Annotated in this window: 18 protein-coding genes; 12 read left to right on the forward strand and 6 right to left on the reverse strand. The window is 56.3% G+C overall.

The window, feature by feature from the left end; translation table 11 throughout:
• Positions 1-116: 116 nt before the first annotated feature.
• From DVA43_RS03585 to DVA43_RS03600, 4 genes are all read left to right on the forward strand, one after another.
• Complete coding sequence (locus tag DVA43_RS03585) at positions 117-566, forward strand: hypothetical protein (RefSeq protein WP_114314600.1); 450 nt, start codon at positions 117-119, stop codon at positions 564-566.
• A gap of 41 nt (positions 567-607) precedes the next feature.
• On the forward strand, positions 608-1,120 hold the full coding sequence (locus tag DVA43_RS03590) for a DUF805 domain-containing protein (RefSeq protein ID WP_114314601.1): 513 nt from the start codon (positions 608-610) through the stop codon (positions 1,118-1,120).
• Positions 1,121-1,379: 259 nt separating this feature from the next.
• Entirely contained in the window at positions 1,380-2,963 is a 1,584-nt protein-coding gene (locus DVA43_RS03595; protein ID WP_114314602.1) for an MFS transporter, read from the forward strand.
• Positions 2,964-2,967: 4 nt separating this feature from the next.
• Positions 2,968-4,107, forward strand: coding sequence for a glycoside hydrolase family 105 protein (locus DVA43_RS03600; protein ID WP_114314603.1), 1,140 nt, complete (start codon positions 2,968-2,970; stop codon positions 4,105-4,107).
• A gap of 112 nt (positions 4,108-4,219) precedes the next feature.
• Here DVA43_RS03600 and argS read toward each other — a convergent pair whose 3' ends face one another.
• On the reverse strand, positions 4,220-5,953 hold the full coding sequence (gene argS / locus DVA43_RS03605; protein ID WP_114314604.1) for an arginine--tRNA ligase: 1,734 nt from the start codon (positions 5,951-5,953) through the stop codon (positions 4,220-4,222).
• A gap of 174 nt (positions 5,954-6,127) precedes the next feature.
• Here argS and DVA43_RS03610 point away from each other — a divergent pair, with 174 nt between their 5' ends.
• Both DVA43_RS03610 and cutC read left to right on the forward strand, forming a co-directional pair.
• Positions 6,128-6,688 (forward strand): VOC family protein, encoded by a 561-nt coding sequence (locus tag DVA43_RS03610; RefSeq protein WP_114317068.1) that lies wholly within the window; start codon positions 6,128-6,130, stop codon positions 6,686-6,688.
• A gap of 84 nt (positions 6,689-6,772) precedes the next feature.
• A complete protein-coding gene (gene cutC, locus DVA43_RS03615) occupies positions 6,773-7,516 on the forward strand; it encodes a copper homeostasis protein CutC (protein WP_114314605.1) in 744 nt (247 codons plus the stop codon).
• 520 nt (positions 7,517-8,036) lie between these two features.
• On the opposite strand, the gene cmoB is transcribed toward cutC, so the two are convergent.
• The 5 genes from cmoB to DVA43_RS03640 are packed head-to-tail and all read right to left on the reverse strand — an operon-like array spanning position 8,037 to position 11,613.
• Positions 8,037-9,008 (reverse strand): tRNA 5-methoxyuridine(34)/uridine 5-oxyacetic acid(34) synthase CmoB, encoded by a 972-nt coding sequence (cmoB, locus tag DVA43_RS03620; protein WP_103822389.1) that lies wholly within the window; start codon positions 9,006-9,008, stop codon positions 8,037-8,039.
• Entirely contained in the window at positions 9,005-9,745 is a 741-nt protein-coding gene (gene cmoA / locus DVA43_RS03625) for a carboxy-S-adenosyl-L-methionine synthase CmoA (protein ID WP_103822388.1), read from the reverse strand. Before cmoA ends, cmoB begins: the two co-directional genes overlap by 4 nt.
• Positions 9,746-9,785: 40 nt before the next feature.
• Positions 9,786-10,181, reverse strand: a complete 396-nt coding sequence (locus DVA43_RS03630; RefSeq protein WP_114314606.1) for an MAPEG family protein — start codon at positions 10,179-10,181, stop codon at positions 9,786-9,788.
• 50 nt (positions 10,182-10,231) lie between these two features.
• Positions 10,232-11,050, reverse strand: a complete 819-nt coding sequence (locus tag DVA43_RS03635; RefSeq protein ID WP_114314607.1) for a DUF72 domain-containing protein — start codon at positions 11,048-11,050, stop codon at positions 10,232-10,234.
• Positions 11,047-11,613 carry a hydrolase gene (locus tag DVA43_RS03640; RefSeq protein ID WP_103822386.1) on the reverse strand — a complete coding sequence of 189 codons (567 nt, stop codon included), beginning with the start codon at positions 11,611-11,613 and terminating at the stop codon, positions 11,047-11,049. The genes DVA43_RS03635 and DVA43_RS03640 overlap by 4 nt, the downstream gene beginning before the upstream one ends.
• Positions 11,614-11,853: 240 nt before the next feature.
• Here DVA43_RS03640 and aspS point away from each other — a divergent pair, with 240 nt between their 5' ends.
• From aspS to ruvB, 6 genes are all read left to right on the forward strand, one after another.
• Positions 11,854-13,626, forward strand: a complete 1,773-nt coding sequence (gene aspS, locus DVA43_RS03645; protein ID WP_114314608.1) for an aspartate--tRNA ligase — start codon at positions 11,854-11,856, stop codon at positions 13,624-13,626.
• A 1-nt stretch (position 13,627) separates the two neighbouring features.
• Entirely contained in the window at positions 13,628-14,071 is a 444-nt protein-coding gene (gene nudB, locus DVA43_RS03650; protein ID WP_103180066.1) for a dihydroneopterin triphosphate diphosphatase, read from the forward strand.
• A gap of 27 nt (positions 14,072-14,098) precedes the next feature.
• A complete protein-coding gene (locus DVA43_RS03655) occupies positions 14,099-14,839 on the forward strand; it encodes a YebC/PmpR family DNA-binding transcriptional regulator (protein ID WP_103180065.1) in 741 nt (246 codons plus the stop codon).
• 34 nt (positions 14,840-14,873) lie between these two features.
• Entirely contained in the window at positions 14,874-15,395 is a 522-nt protein-coding gene (gene ruvC, locus DVA43_RS03660) for a crossover junction endodeoxyribonuclease RuvC (RefSeq protein ID WP_103180064.1), read from the forward strand.
• 83 nt (positions 15,396-15,478) lie between these two features.
• Entirely contained in the window at positions 15,479-16,090 is a 612-nt protein-coding gene (gene ruvA, locus DVA43_RS03665; RefSeq protein WP_103822384.1) for a Holliday junction branch migration protein RuvA, read from the forward strand.
• Positions 16,091-16,098: 8 nt separating this feature from the next.
• On the forward strand, positions 16,099-17,109 hold the full coding sequence (ruvB, locus tag DVA43_RS03670; RefSeq protein ID WP_103180062.1) for a Holliday junction branch migration DNA helicase RuvB: 1,011 nt from the start codon (positions 16,099-16,101) through the stop codon (positions 17,107-17,109).
• The last annotated feature ends 34 nt before the right edge of the window (positions 17,110-17,143 follow it).

The following is a 17,143-nucleotide window of genomic DNA, read 5'->3' on the forward strand; positions in this document are numbered from 1 at the left end:
TGTTAATTTTTCCCTCACTCTTTTCATTAAGGGAATATCTCTGGAAGTCAATAACCGGAGAATATACTCTACGCGCTGAGATAATGTGATATACGTATCAATGATGGAACGCATTAATGCAAAAGGGAGCAGGTATGAAATTGAGCTTTCGGCAAGTATGTATGTTTTGGGGGGTTATGGATGTTTTATATCTGGCAACCTATGTCTGGAAGAGTAGTACCCAGGGGCGTATTCCTTTCGTTGATGATATTATCAATTTTAGCGCGCTTTATTCAGAACAGGGTGGCAGCTACTGGCTCCTTATTCTCTTTGTTTTGTCAATGATAACAACCCTGTCCATTGTTTTTTCTGCCCTGTTTCTTCTTACCGCATGGAATAAGGTCGGCTACCTGGTAGCTGCGCAGACCCCCTTGCGCCTGCTGGCGGTTGTGCCGTCTCTCACCTTTTTACCTTGGATTATAAAATGGATTAATCCGGGGAGCGTCGCGGTGGCGTTATTTTTATTGCTGGTTTCAGAGGCGCTAAAGGTCAGTTCGGTAATTATCTCAGGAAAATTAAATAAGTAATGCTTAATCACTCAGGGATAGTGTTTTAAAAGGATGAAGGTATGCATAAAAGTATTAAGGATTGTTATTTCGACGGCTGGAAAAAGGCGTTCGTCTATAAGGGGCGAGCGACAAGAAGAGAGTTTTGGTTATTTATCGTCATTAATATAGCGATTGTTCTCTTTATTGCCGCACTGAGTTATTGCTTTCTCATAGCATTGATTGCCGATCGTACCGGTCGCGGGGGAATGATACTGGTGTGGGCCTGGTTTGTCTGGCTTCCGCTCAGGGCGCTTGCCCCGGTAATCTTGCTCGTGCCAGTCGTCTCGCTGGGTATCCGCCGAATGCACGATGCAGGAAAATCGGGATGGTGGTTTGGCGGGGCGCTACTCTTCATTCTGCTGATCCTGCCGCTCATTCTGACGGGTATTCACCAGGTTATGCTTAGCCCGGTAGATAATCACTCTGTAGAGCAGGTGACGGCGTTCATCACTATTACGCTAAATGTATTAGCGGCTATCTCTATTCTCTGGCTTTGCTGCTTACCGACACAACCGTCTGAACAGACCGTTTAGCGATCGCTTTTTCGCCAGTTATCAGGCCATTCTGATGACTGGCTCGCAAAACTGACCCCTCCTTTTGAAGCAAAAGAAACGCTGTTTTATAAAACAGTGACACGCGTGGTAATTCTCTTTGCATTTTTGCCAGTTGCCGCCTGGCGGTGGCAGAAACAGAAAGGTATCCCGTAAGCGATACTCTTACTGTAACCGTCTAGTCACTCCCGTTGGCGTCGCGTTAACCGGGAGTCATCTAAAACTTACAGGGTCGACGGTAATGAAAACACGTAAAATTGGACTCGCGAACTATCTTGCTTACGGATCGGGTGATTTTCTCGGGGCAGGGACCACAGCGCTGACCGCTGCCTGGCTATTATATTTCTACACCACCTTCTGTGGCCTCACGCCGATTGAGGCTACCTTCATCTTTGCGGCGGCAAGGGTTCTGGATGCCGTCGTCAGTCCGCTGATGGGCTTCCTGACCGATAACTTTGGCACCACCTGGCTTGGCAAACGCTTTGGCCGCCGCAAGTTCTTTATTCTGCTCGGCATTCCCTGCGTCTTCAGCTACTCGCTGATGTGGGTCGGCGATATGGGCTTCTGGTACTACCTGCTGACCTATCTGATCTTCGATATCGTCTACACCATGATCCTGGTCCCGTACGAAACGCTGGTGCCGGAGATGACCGACGATTTCAAACAGAAAACCAAATTCTCCGGCGCGCGTATCTCCATGGCGCAGATGTCGGCGATTCTGGCCTCGTTCCTGCCGGGTATTTTGTTAACCCACTTCGGTAAAGACAACGCCATCTCCTTCTTCTATGCCAGCCTGGTCTTCTCGGTGCTGTGCGCCCTGATGCTGACCTTCGTCTGGTTCTTCACCTGGGAGCGTCCGCGTGAAGAGTGGAGCGAAGCTGCGCTGCGCGCCGAAGAGGAGAAGAAAAAACTGACCCTCGGCCAGAGCCTGAACCGTCTGTTCGTTGAGCTGAGCTCTACCCTGCGGATCAAAATCTTCCGCCAGCACCTGGGGATGTACCTTGGGGGCTACATCGCCCAGGATGTGTTCAACGCCGTCTTTACCTACTACGTGGTCTTTGTGCTGATGCAGGAAGCCTCTATGGCCTCGAATCTGCTGGGCACCATGGCTATCTTCCAGTTCCTGGCCGTTATCGCCATGATTCCGCTCTGCATCCGTTTTGGACCGGCGCCGTCGTACCGCATGGTGGTGGTGCTTTTCGGTCTGGCGTCGCTCTCCTACGCCGGTTTGTATTACGCCGGTATGAGCGACATCTACGCACTGCTGCTGCTGGTCTCTGCTCTGGCGGGTCTGGGTCGCGGTGGGATCAACTATGTGCCGTGGAACACCTACACCTATATCGCTGACGTAGATGAAGTCATCACCGGCCAGCGCCGCGAGGGGATCTTCGCCGGGATCATGACGCTGACCCGTAAAGCGTCCCAGGCGGGAGCCATCATGCTGGTAGGGATTGTGATGCAGATGTCTGGCTTTGTCAGCGGCCAGAAAGTGCAGCCGGAAGGGGTAAGTCACACCATTCTGATGATCCTGAGCGTGGGCACTATCCTGGTGCTGACCTGCGGTTTCCTGGTGTCATTGCGCTTTAAGCTGAATTTACAGACGCACAGTACGCTGCGTGAAGAGACGGCCAAAATGCGTGAATCTGGCCGCGCGACGCCGGAGGCCGCCACGCCGCTGGCCCGCGCCACGGTTGAGATGCTGGCCGGTATGCCTTACGACTGCCTGTGGGGAAACAACAACATCGGCTATCTGAACCGTAATAAACCCGCTGCACCGTCCCTGAAAGAACGTGCTCCACTGAATTCGACATACAACAGAGGTTAAGATTATGAAGGTTTGGCCTGTCAAACATAGCCCGTTACTGCGTCAGCCAGAGCGTTTTATCGCCAGAGATGAACTGAAAACGCTGATCCAAAACGTGACGCATAACCTGGTGAACATTCACGATAAAACCGGCGAGTTTTTACTGCGGCTGGACGACGGGCGGGTAATCGACACCAAAGGCTGGGCGGGCTGGGAGTGGACCCACGGCGTTGGTCTCTACGGTATCTGGCAGTATTACTGCCAGACCGGGGATGAAGCGATGCGCGATATCATCGACAGCTGGTTTGCCGATCGCTTTGCCGAAGGGGCCACCACCAAAAACGTCAACACCATGTCGCCGTTTTTGACCCTCGCATATCGCTATGAAGAGACGCGCAACCCGGCCTGGTTGCCATGGCTGGAGAGCTGGGCGGAGTGGGCGATGAACGAGATGCCGCGCACCGAGCACGGCGGTATGCAACACATCACCCTGGCGGAGGAGAACCACCAGCAGATGTGGGACGACACCCTGATGATGACCGTCCTGCCGCTGGCGAAGATTGGTAAACTGCTCAATAAACCCGAATATGTGGAGGAGGCGGTCTATCAGTTCCTGCTGCACGTGCAGAACCTGATGGATCGGGAGACCGGGCTCTGGTTCCACGGCTGGAACTACGACGGCCACCACAACTTTGCCAACGCCCGCTGGGCGCGCGGCAACAGCTGGCTGACGATCGTTATTCCTGATTTCCTTGAGCTGGTGGATCTGCCGGAGAACAACGCCGTGCGCCGCTATCTGGTGCAAGTGCTGAACGCGCAGATTGCCGCCCTGGCGAAGTGTCAGGATGAGAGCGGCCTGTGGCATACATTGCTCGACGATCCCAACTCCTATCTGGAGGCCTCGGCCACCGCCGGGTTCAGCTACGGGATCCTGAAGGCGGTACGCAAGCGCTATGTAGGGGCCGAATATGCGGAAGTGGCGGAGAGAGCCATTCGCGGGATCGTGAAGAACATCTCCCCGGAAGGCGAACTGCTGCAAACCTCGTTCGGTACCGGAATGGGCAGCGATCTGGAGTTCTATCGCCAGATCCCGTTGACCTCAATGCCGTATGGTCAGGCGATGGCAATCCTCTGTCTGACGGAGTATCTGCGCAAGTATTTTTGACCACTGCTACAAACAAAAAACCCGGCTTGCGCCGGGTTTTTTGTTATTGCGATAACCGGTTTTTGTAGGCCTGATAAGCGAAGCGCCATCAGGCATTAACCGGGCACCGATGTTACATACGTTCTACGGTTTCGATACCCAGGGTATCCAGACCCAGCTTCAGGGTCTTCGCCGTCAGCTGCGCCAGCTTCAGGCGGCTGTTGCGTACCGCTTCGCTCTCGGCAGAGAGGATAGGGCAGTGCTCGTAGAAGCCGGAGAACAGGCCCGCCAGATCGTACAGGTAGGCACACATCACGTGCGGGGTGCCGTCGCGGGCGACCACGGAGAGCGTCTCTTCGAACTGCAGCAGACGCGCCGCCAGCTGCGCTTCACGATCTTCGGTGATGGTCACTTGCGTCCGGGCCAGCACGCTTTCATCGATCTCAGCCTTACGGAAGACAGACAGCACACGGGTGTAGGCATACTGCATGTACGGCGCGGTGTTACCTTCGAACGCCAGCATGTTATCCCAGTCGAAAACGTAGTCGGTGGTCCGGTTCTTGGAGAGATCCGCGTATTTCACCGCACCGATACCGACAGCGTTGGCCAGTTTTTCCAGCTCATCGGCAGGCATATCCGGGTTTTTCTCCGCCACCAGACGACGGGCACGCTCCAGCGCCTCGTCCAGCAGATCCGCCAGCTTCACGGTACCGCCCGCACGGGTTTTAAACGGCTTGCCGTCTTTACCCAGCATCATGCCGAACATGTGGTGCTCCAGCGGCACGGATTCCGGTACATAGCCCGCTTTACGGACGATGGTCCACGCCTGCATCAGGTGCTGGTGCTGACGGGAGTCGATGTAATAGAGGACGCGATCCGCATGCAGGGTTTCATAGCGGTATTTCGCACAGGCGATATCGGTGGTGGTGTAGAGGAAGCCGCCATCCTTTTTCTGGATGATGACGCCCATTGGTTCGCCTTCCTTGTTTTTATACTCATCAAGGAACACCACCGTCGCGCCTTCGCTCTCGACCGCCAGGCCTTTGGCCTTCAGATCGGCCACGATACCGGCCAGCATTGGGTTATAGAGGCTTTCACCCATCACGTCCTTACGGGTCAGGGTGACGTTCAGGCGGTCATAGGTGATCTGGTTCTGGGACATGGTGATATCCACCAGCTTGCGCCACATCTCAAGGAAGTACGCATCGCCGCCCTGCAGTTTCACTACGTAGCTACGGGCGCGCTCGGCAAAGGCTTCATCTTCGTCGTAGTGCTTTTTCGCATCGCGGTAGAAGCCTTCGAGGTCCGCCAGGGCCATTTCACCGGCATTTTCCTGCTGCTGCTTTTCCAGCCAGGCGATCAGCATCCCGAACTGGGTGCCCCAGTCGCCGACGTGGTTCGCGCGGATCACGTTGTGGCCGAGGAACTCCAGGGTGCGCACCGCGGCATCACCGATGATGGTGGAGCGCAGATGGCCGACGTGCATCTCTTTCGCCACGTTCGGGGCAGAGTAGTCAACGACGATGGTCTGAGGTTGCGGCTGCGCTACACCCAGACGATCGGACAGCAACGCGGCATCGACGTTCTGCGCCAGGAAGGCAGGATCGAGGAAAATGTTGATAAAGCCCGGTCCGGCGATTTCGGTTTTGCTGGCAATACCGCTGAGATCCAGATGGGACAGAACCTGCTCTGCGAGTTGTCGTGGCGCCATGCCCAGTTTTTTCGCTACGGCCATCACGCCATTGGCCTGATAGTCGCCAAACTGTACTTTCGCGGACTGACGAACCTGCGGTTCACAGTCTGCAGGTGCGCCTGCAGCAATCAGTGCCTGACTGACTTTTTCTGAGAGAAGAGCCTGAATATTCACCGGGATACCTTACATTTTTGACGCGCGCATTACGTTGCCGCGCCCGTTAACGAATTTAGGCCGGGAGTATACTGCAATTGCCCGTTGCCGTCAGCACTGGCTCAAAACAGCGGTTGGTCGCAAGCCAGCAACAGAGTAAATTAACGCTTTTGCATGACGATAAGAGTACTGATGATGGCGAACTGGCAATCTATTGACGACCTGCAGGATATTGCAGCCGATTTACCGCGTTTCACTGACGCCTTTGCGGCGCTTTCCGCTCGCCTGGGTCTGGATATCGCTCCGCTCGCGGCGGACCACATCTCCCTGCGCTGCCATCAGAATGCCACGGCGGAGCGCTGGCGGCGCGGATTTGAGCAGTGCGGCGAACTGCTCTCGGAGAACATCATCAATGGCCGTCCTATCTGTCTCTTTAAGCTGCATGAACCTGTCTGCGTCGCCCACTGGCGCTTTACGGTGGTTGAACTGCCGTGGCCGGGTGAAAAACGCTACCCCCACGAAGGCTGGGAGCACATCGAGATTGTCCTGCCCGGCGACCCGGAAACCCTGAATGCCCGCGCCCTGGCGCTGCTCTCTGATGAGGGCTTAAGTCAGCCGGGCATTTTTGTGAAAACCAGCTCGCCAAAAGGGGAACGCGAGCGCCTGCCAAATCCGACCCTGGCGGTTACCGACGGCAGCGTGACGGTGAAGTTTCACCCCTGGACAATCGAAGAGATTGTCGCCAGTGAGCAATAAAGCGAAAGAGTTGTGAGGTGACGCTGTGTCGCGGGGAAGGCGGCATGGCATGATGCAAAACCCAACAGGCTATAAGGAGGCTTCGTGGCATTGCTGGAGATCTGTTGTTACAGCATGGAGTGCGCCGTGACCGCGCAGGCGCATGGCGCCGATCGTATTGAACTCTGTGCCGCCCCGAAAGAGGGCGGGCTGACCCCCTCTTATGGGGTGCTGAAATCGGTGCGTCAGGCGGTGAGCATTCCGGTTCACCCGATTATTCGACCCCGTGGCGGGGACTTTTGCTACAGCAGCGGTGAATTTAACGCCATGCTGGAGGATATCGCCTTGGTGCGTGAGCTGGGGTATCCGGGGCTGGTGACCGGCCTGCTCGATGAGGATGGCCATATCGATATGCCGCGCATGCGCCAGATTATGGCCGCCGCAGAGGGGATGGCGGTAACTTTTCATCGCGCCTTCGATATGTGTGTAAATCCGCGGCAAGCCTTTGAAAACCTCGCGGAACTGGGGGTTGCGCGTGTGCTGACTTCGGGTCAACACGCCTCCGCCGAAAAAGGTATTTCATTAATTAAGGAACTAAAAGCGCAATCAGGTGTTCCAATAATAATGGCGGGTGCTGGCGTTCGCGCCGCCAATCTGGAGACGTTTTTACAGGCAGGGGTGGAAGAGTTGCACAGCTCGGCAGGCAAGTGGTTGCCGTCACCCATGCGCTATCGCAACACAGGCTTGTCGATGTCGACGGATGCCGACGCGGATGAATATTCCCGCTATGGCGTCGAGGGAGAGTCGGTTGCAGAGATGAAGGCGATAATTGAAAGGTATTGTCGCTAAAACAGTTTTTACCGCGCATCATGTCGCCCAATATGATGCTTGTTTGTACCAGGCCCCTGCAAATTCAACAGGGGTCTTTTTTTGTCTCATTTTTGAGAACACAGAACCGTTCCTGATACTATTTATGTTCTTAAAGCTATGAAGAAAAATAATAGAATAAAGGACTTACAGCGGCTCCCCGATCCGGCTGAAAATCGCCGAAGCGTTTCCGGAAGGCCGGGGCGAGGCGCAGGGATGCGCCGAGAGGGCATAGCCTGCAGGGATGCAGGCTGGTGCCCGACCCGAAAGCCTGAAGGAATAAGCTGAGGGTCACCGCGAAGCGGCGATTTTCCTGGCCGGGAGCCGGGATTGTGAAGGGGGCGGCGGTGAGCCCCCTTCACACGTTCACGGGTGACGCTGTTGACAGAGAAGCGCAGAACGTAAGGTGAACGGAACCACCACCTCAGTCGCATGTTGCCCCTCACTCCAGCCCTCTCCCTCAAGGGAGAGGGAGCAAATGATGTAGAGCTGGGAAGGAAAATCAGGGCTTGGTGGCAATCAACACCGCGCGGACCGGGGCTGGATAACCCTCAATCGTTTTGCTGCTGTCATTCGGATCGAGGAACTCGGCCAGAGATTCGGTGGTCATCCACTCGGTGCGGCGCTGTTCGTCGGTAGTGGTAGGGCAGACATCCGCAATACGGATATCGACAAAACCGCACTTCGCCAGCCAGTTTTTCAGCGCCAGCGCCGACGGAATAAAGTAGACGTTACGCATCTGGGCATAGCGATCCCCAGGCACCAGCACGGTGTTCTCATCCCCTTCAACCACCAGCGTCTCCAGCACCAGCTCACCGCCGTTGACCAGCTGATCTTTCAGCTGCCAGAGGTGTTCCAGCGGGGAGCGGCGATGGTAGAGCACGCCCATCGAGAAGACGGTGTCGAACGCGGCCAGCGCCGGGAGTTGCTCAATCCCCAGCGGCAGCAGATGCGCACGCTGGTCGTTGCCCAGCAGTTTGCGCACCGCTTCGAACTGGCAGAGGAACAGCTGGGTCGGGTCGATGCCTACCGCCAGATGGGCGCCTGCGCCAATCATACGCCACATGTGATAGCCGCTGCCGCAGCCGACATCCAGAATGGTGCGTCCGGTTAAATCAGAGAGGTGCGGCAGCACGCGCTCCCACTTCCAGTCTGAACGCCATTCGGTGTCGATCTGCATGCCGTAGAGGGAAAATGGCCCTTTGCGCCACGGCATCAGGTTGCGCATCAGGTTTTCGAGACGCAGCATCTGGCCTTCGCTCAGCGGCTGTTCGCTCTCGGCGGTAACGCTGTGCAGCAGGTCGAGCTTATAGGGCGTCATTTCTGGCAGGAATTCCACCGCATTTTTCCACTGCTTAAACTGGCCGTGCAGGGATTCACGCTGCCAGGCGGCGATCTGCGCGGGCAGGGTTTCCAGCCAGTGGGAGAGGTGGTTTTTGGCAATCAGCTGATAAAAGTTACCGAAATCAATCATGCGTTACCGCCTTTCAGCGCCACCAGTGAGCCAAAGTTGAAGCACTGGAACCACAGCTCGCTGTGCGCGAATCCGGCTTTGTGCAGTCGGGCTTTGTGGGTCTCAACCGAATCGGTCAGCATCACATTTTCCAGCATGCTGCGCTTCTGGCTGATCTCCAGCTCGCTGTAGCCGTTGGCACGTTTGAAATCGTGGTGCATGTTGAACAGCAGTTCGCCGACGGTGGCATCTTCGAAACTGAATTTTTCCGACAGCACCAGTGCGCCGCCAGGGTTCAGCCCCTGATAAATTTTGTCCAGCAACAGCTGACGGTCTTCGGGCACCAGGAATTGCAGGGTAAAATTCAGCACCACCATCGAGGCGTTTTTAATCTCGATATGGCGGATATCGCCTTCGACCACTTCTACCGGCGTTGGGGCTTTCCAGGCGTCGATATGGCGGCGGCAGCGTTCAACCATGGCCGGTGAGTTGTCCACAGCGATAATCTTGCAACCGTCGTGCTTAATATTACGACGAACCGACAGCGTGGCTGCGCCCAGCGAACATCCCAGATCGTAGACCTGCGTGTCCGGCTGAACAAAACGTTCCGCCAGCATGCCAATCATGGAGATGATATTAGAGTAGCCGGGGACCGAGCGCTGGATCATATCCGGGAAGACTTCAGCCACCCGTTCATCAAAGGTCCAGTCGCCCAGACTGGCGATAGGCGCAGAAAAAAGCGTGTCGCGATCTGACATAACGTAAAAATCCGGGATAAATAAAGGGGCGTATTGTGCGCTAATGCAGGGAGAAAACCAACTCCCAGGGCATATACCACAGGTTAGCCAGCACCATTAGCACAAGCGAACACCAGGTCGCGCTCATGCCGGAGCGGCGCCAGCGGAACAGACGCTGATGGAGACCATAGTAGTGCATCAGGCGCCCAAGGATCAGCAGCAGGCCGCAGACGTGCACCATCCAGGTCTCCGCGCCATTCATTTCCATAAATAACAGCAAGATCAGTGCCGTCGGGAGATACTCCACCGCATTGCCATGAATGCGGATTGCGGTTTGCAACTCAGAGAAACCTCCGTCGCCATAAGAGACGCGGTACAACATCCGCAGGCGCGCAATATCGAACGAAAACTTGATTAACAGTAACGCACCCAGTACCGCATACAGCGCGCAAACCATACAAACTCCCTGTTTTTTGGCAGATGGCACTTCTATGATAGGGGGTGAGCTCAGAAAAGAGAAGATTGTTGCGGGATTGTGGGAGCGTCGCCAATGGACGGCGCCACGGTCTGCAAGGCGTGCCAGAGAGCATCGACCAGTTGCGGCGCCTGGGCGATATCAGGGGTATGCAAAAAAAGATACGGCGTGGCGGTCTGTTCCCACTTCGCCAGGGTCTGTAACCAGACAGCAAACAGCGCCTGGTTTTGCGGCATGTTGTCGCTGCCGATAAAACGCACCATCGGATTGCTGGCGGTCATCACCGCATGTACCGGTACCTTCGGTTTTTTACGCTGGGCATCGATGATGGCCTCGTTGTGCGGTATGGCGGCATGGACCGGGCGGCTGTCGAGGATGGTGCGGTTAACGCCGCGTTCGTGCAGACCGCGATTGAGCGCTTTCTCCGCCTCGCCTTTCATGAAGAACTCAGGATGACGAACCTCAACGCCATAAGTGAACTCCCGGGGCAGGGCATCGAGAAACTGCCATAGCGCGGGCAGATCGCGTGGGCCAAAGGTGGCGGGGAGCTGCACCCAGTACTGGCCGATGCGGCTGGCCAGCGGCGACAGGCGGGTAAAAAATTCTGCGGTTAAATCGTCACAGTTACGCAGCGCAGCCTGATGGGAGATGGTGGCCGGGAATTTAAAGCAGAAGCGAAAGTCGTCGCTGGTCTGCTCTCGCCAGCGCGCCACCACTTCAGGTTTAGGCAGGGCATAGAGCGTGGTGTTACCCTCCACACAATTAAAGTGGCGGGCGTACTCTTCAAGACCCGTTATGCCCAGTCGCACCCATTTCGGGTGCGACCATTGGGGTAACCCCAGATAGATCATAGTGCGTTGATAATCTCTTCGGTGCTGCGTACCCGGCCAATACGCGGGAAGATATTCGTCATACTGCCGAGATGCTGCTCTGCCGAAGCTGCGCTGCAGGCATCTTCGGCGATCACCAGGTTAAAGCCCAGCTCCCAGGCGTTGCGGGCAGTGGATTCGACGCCAATATTGGTGGAGATCCCACACAGAATGATCGTATCGATGCCGCGACGACGCAGCTGTAACTCAAGATCGGTGCCGTAAAACGCGCCCCACTGGCGCTTGGTCACTTCGATATCGCTCTCTTGCTTACCCAGTGACAGCGGGTAGTCCCACCAGTTTTCCGGCAGAGCATGGGCAGGGGCTTGTGCATCTACCGGCTGCTTCAGCGCTTCGGCGAAATCAGCGGACCAGCCCACGCGGACCATCACCACCGGCGAGCCGCTGGTGCGGCATTTTTCCGCCAGACGTGCGCTGCGGCTGACCACATCCTGAGCGGTATGCGGGCCACCGGCAAAGGGCAGGATCCCTTCCTGTAAATCAATCACCACAAGGGCGGTACGGGCAGCGTCGAGTGTGAACATGGTTTTTCCTGTTAAATAGTGAGCCATGCTAATACCTTACGCTGAGCCAGCCTGTTCCAGGTCTGATATTTTTGTTAAATTTTGTGAGAATATGCAAGATGCGAGCAGCAAACGCGCGCATGGCGCGCTTCTCTCTTATCGTCTGGCGGAATTTCCAGTATAATAGCCGCCTTTTTTCATCCAGTTTGACATACAAAAAGCTGCGACATAGTAGCCTGCGGCTAAGTTAAGGGATATCTCATGCGTACAGAATATTGCGGGCAGCTGCGTCAGTCCCACGTCGGACAGCAGGTGACCTTGTGTGGTTGGGTCAACCGTCGTCGTGATCTTGGCAGCCTTATCTTTATCGATATGCGCGACCGTGAAGGCATCGTGCAGGTGTTTTTCGATCCAGACCGCGCCGATGCGTTAAAGCTGGCAGCTGAACTGCGTAACGAGTTCTGCATCCAGGTGACCGGTACCGTGCGTGCGCGTGACGAGAAAAACATCAACAGCGACATGGCGACCGGCGAAATCGAAGTGCTGGCGACCGATCTGACCATCATCAACCGTTCAGAATCGCTGCCGCTGGATTTCAACCACGTCAATACCGAAGAAGCGCGTCTGAAATATCGCTACCTCGATCTGCGTCGCCCGGAAATGGCCGAACGCCTGAAAACCCGCGCGAAAATCACCAGCCTGGTGCGCCGCTTTATGGACGATCACGGTTTCCTCGATATCGAAACCCCGATGCTGACCAAAGCGACCCCGGAAGGCGCGCGCGATTACCTCGTGCCATCCCGCGTCCATAAAGGCAAATTCTACGCGCTGCCACAGTCTCCTCAGCTGTTCAAACAGCTGCTGATGATGTCCGGTTTCGACCGCTACTATCAGATCGTCAAATGCTTCCGTGACGAAGACCTGCGCGCTGACCGTCAGCCAGAATTTACCCAGATCGACGTCGAGACCTCCTTCATGACTGCCGAGCAGGTGCGTGAAGTGATGGAAGCGCTGGTGCGCAGCCTGTGGCTGGACGTGAAGGGCGTGGATCTGGGCGACTTCCCGATCATGACCTTCGCCGAAGCCGAGCGCCGTTACGGCTCCGACAAGCCAGACCTGCGTAACCCGATGGAGCTGGTGGACGTTGCCGACCTGGTGAAAGGCGTAGAGTTTGCGGTCTTCTCCGGCCCGGCTAACGATCCGAAAGGCCGCGTGGCTGCCCTGCGCGTACCGGGCGGTGCGAGCCTGAGCCGTAAGCAGATCGACGACTACGGTAACTTCATCAAGATTTATGGCGCGAAAGGCCTGGCTTACATCAAAGTCACCGAGCGCGCGAAAGGCATCGAAGGCATCACCAGCCCGGTGGCGAAATTCCTGAATGCAGAGATCGTCGAATCCATTCTGGCGCGCACCGAAGCCCAGGATGGCGACATGATCTTCTTCGGGGCAGACAACAAGAAAGTGGTTGCCGATTCAATGGGCGCACTGCGTCTGAAGTTGGGTAAAGATCTGAACCTGACCGACGAAGCCAAATGGGCGCCGCTGTGGGTTATCGACTTCCCAATGTTTGAAGACGACGGCGAAGGCGGCCTGACCGCTATGCACCACCCGTTCACCTCGCCGAAAGATATGAGCGCGGCAGAGCTGAAAGCGGCGCCGGAAGAGGCTGTGGCGAATGCCTACGATATGGTCATCAACGGCTACGAAGTGGGTGGCGGTTCCGTGCGTATTCACAGCGGTGAAATGCAGCAGACCGTGTTTGGTATTCTGGGCATTAACGAACAAGAGCAGCGCGAGAAGTTTGGCTTCCTGCTGGACGCGCTGAAGTACGGTACTCCGCCGCACGCGGGCCTGGCCTTTGGTCTGGATCGCCTGACCATGCTGCTGACCGGTACCGACAACATTCGTGATGTTATCGCCTTCCCGAAAACCACCGCCGCGGCCTGTCTGATGACCGAAGCGCCAAGCTTTGCTAACCCAACCGCCCTGAGCGAGCTGGGTATCGAAGTGGTGAAAAAGGAAGAGAAAAACTGATATGGCATATAAGCTTCCCGTTTCCGTGTTAGTGATCATTTATGCAGAAGACACGAAGCGGGTGCTGATGTTGCAGCGACGCGACGATCCCGCCTTCTGGCAGTCGGTAACCGGCAGCCTGGAGGAGGGAGAAACCGCGTTGCAGGCCGCCGCGCGCGAAGTAAAGGAAGAGGTCACCATTGACGTTGCTCGCGAGCAACTGACCCTGAAGGACTGTCAGCGCACGGTGGAGTTTGAAATTTTTAGTCATTTACGTCATCGCTATGCGCCGGGGACTGAACGCAATACAGAATCCTGGTTCTGCCTTGCGCTTCCCCACGAACGGGAGATCGTGTTCACCGAACATTTGACCTACCGCTGGGTTAATGCGACCGAAGCTGCGGCGTTAACCAAGTCGTGGAGCAACCGGCAGGCGATTGAAGAATTTGTAATTAACGCCGCCTGAAAGGGCGCGCTCTTTGAGGATATTTTTATGGCAGGTCATAGTAAGTGGGCCAACACCAAACACCGCAAAGCGGCACAGGATGCCAAACGCGGTAAGATCTTTACCAAAATCATTCGCGAGCTGGTCACCGCAGCCCGTCTGGGTGGCGGCGATGCCGGTTCCAACCCGCGTCTGCGCGCAGCGATCGATAAAGCGCTGAGCAACAACATGACCCGCGACACCCTGAACCGTGCTATCGCCCGTGGCGTAGGCGGCGATGAAGACGCGAACATGGAAACCATCATTTATGAAGGTTACGGTCCTGGCGGTACAGCGGTCATGGTTGAATGTCTGTCCGACAACCGTAACCGTACCGTGGCGGAAGTGCGTCATGCCTTCAGCAAAACCGGTGGCAACCTGGGTACCGACGGTTCCGTTGCCTACCTGTTCAGCAAAAAAGGCGTCATCTCCTTCGAGAAAGGCGACGAAGATGTGATCATGGAAGCGGCGCTGGAAGCGGGTGCTGAAGATGTGGTGACCTATGACGACGGCGCGATTGACGTCTATACCGCATGGGAAGAGATGGGCGCGGTGCGTGATGCACTGGAAGCGGCGGGCCTGAAAGCCGACGCGGCTGAAGTCTCCATGATCCCGTCCACCAAAGCGGATATGGATGCGGAAACCGCACCAAAACTGCTGCGTCTGATCGATATGCTCGAAGATTGCGACGATGTGCAGGAAGTCTACCACAACGGTGAAATCTCCGACGAGGTTGCGGCTACGCTGTAATGGCCCAACGTAAACCAATAACCGGAGCGGCGTGATGGCAATTATTCTCGGTATTGACCCGGGCTCACGCATCACCGGTTATGGCGTTATCCGTCAGGTCGGGCGACAGTTGACCTACCTGGGCAGTGGTTGTATCCGTACCAAAGTGGACGATCTGCCGTCGCGCCTGAAGCTGATCTATGCGGGCGTGACGGAGATCATCACCCAGTTTCAGCCGGACTATTTCGCCATTGAACAGGTATTTATGGCGAAAAACGCCGACTCGGCGCTGAAGCTTGGCCAGGCGCGCGGCGTGGCGATTGTCGCGGCGGTGAATCAGGATCTGCCGGTGTTTGAATACGCCGCACGGCAGGTTAAGCAGACCGTGGTGGGCATTGGCAGTGCGGAAAAAAGCCAGGTGCAGCATATGGTGCGTACCCTGCTTAAACTGCCCGCCAATCCGCAGGCGGATGCTGCCGATGCCCTGGCGATCGCCATTACCCATTGCCACATCAGCCAGAATGCGGTGCAGATGAGCGAATCGCGGCTCAATCTGGCGCGCGGTCGATTGCGCTAAATGTAAAAATCAGGCTGGATGTTTATCCAGCCTTTTTTTATTATGGCAGCGGTAACTTTTAGCCCTTAACGCAGGAGCGTCACGTGATAGGCAGACTCAGAGGCATCATTCTAGAAAAACAACCCCCGATAGTGCTGCTTGAGACCGGAGGCGTGGGCTATGAAGTCCATATGCCGATGACCTGTTTCTATGAATTGCCGGACGCGGGCAAAGAAGCGATTGTCTTTACCCACTTTGTGGTGCGTGAAGATGCCCAGCTGCTGTATGGCTTTAACAACAAGCAGGAGCGCACCCTGTTTAAAGAGCTGATTAAAACCAACGGCGTAGGGCCAAAGCTGGCGCTGGCGATCCTCTCCGGGATGTCGGCTCCGCAGTTTGTTAACGCCGTAGAGCGTGAAGATCCCGCTGCCCTGGTTAAGCTCCCTGGCATCGGTAAGAAAACGGCCGAGCGCCTGATTGTCGAGATGAAAGATCGCTTTAAAGGTCTGCATGGCGATCTGTTTACCCCTGCCGCCGACCTGGTGCTGACCTCACCGGCTGGCCCGGCAACAGACGATGCGGAACAGGAAGCGGTTGCCGCGCTGGTGGCGCTGGGCTATAAACCTCAGGAAGCGAGCCGGATGGTCAGCAAGATTGCTAAACCGGACGCCACCAGTGAAACCCTGATTCGTGAAGCGCTGCGCGCCGCATTGTGAGGTAAAGGATGATTGAAGCAGACCGTCTGGTCTCGGCAGGCAGTGTTCAGACAGAAGATCTGGTGGACAGGGCGATCCGCCCGAAACTGCTTGATGAGTATATTGGCCAGCCGCAGGTGCGTTCGCAGATGGAGATCTTTATCCAGGCGGCGAAACTTCGTGGCGATGCCCTCGATCACCTGTTGATTTTCGGCCCGCCGGGGCTCGGGAAAACGACCCTCGCCAATATCGTCGCCAATGAGATGGGCGTGAATCTGCGCACCACCTCCGGCCCGGTGCTGGAAAAGGCAGGGGATCTGGCGGCGATGCTGACCAACCTTGAACCCCACGACGTGCTGTTTATCGATGAGATCCACCGCCTGTCACCGGTGGTGGAAGAGGTGCTCTATCCGGCGATGGAAGATTACCAGCTGGATATCATGATTGGCGAAGGTCCGGCAGCGCGTTCAATTAAAATTGACCTGCCGCCTTTCACGCTGATTGGCGCCACCACCCGCGCGGGGTCGTTAACCTCACCGCTGCGCGATCGTTTCGGCATTGTGCAGCGTCTTGAGTTTTATCAGGTGCCCGATCTCCAGCATATCGTCAGCCGCAGCGCGCGCTTTATGGGGCTGGATATGAGCGAAGAGGGGGCCTTTGAAGTGGCGAAGCGTTCCCGCGGGACGCCACGTATTGCCAACCGGCTGCTGCGCAGGGTGCGTGATTTTGCCGAGGTGAAGCACGACGGCACTATTTCGCATGAGATCGCCGCCCAGGCGCTGGATATGCTTAATGTCGATGCCGAAGGATTTGACTATATGGACCGCAAGCTGCTGCTGGCGGTGCTGGATAAATTCTTTGGTGGGCCGGTCGGGCTGGATAACCTGGCGGCGGCCATTGGCGAAGAGCGTGAGACGATTGAAGATGTGCTGGAGCCCTATCTGATCCAGCAGGGCTTTTTGCAGCGTACGCCGCGCGGGCGCATGGCAACGGTGCGGGCCTGGGATCACTTTGGCATAACGCCGCCGGAGATGCCGTAACCTCGGCGGAAATTGCCGGATGGCGGCTGCGCCT

The organism is Leclercia sp. W6, assembly GCF_003336345.1.
Lineage (GTDB): Bacteria > Pseudomonadota > Gammaproteobacteria > Enterobacterales > Enterobacteriaceae > Enterobacter.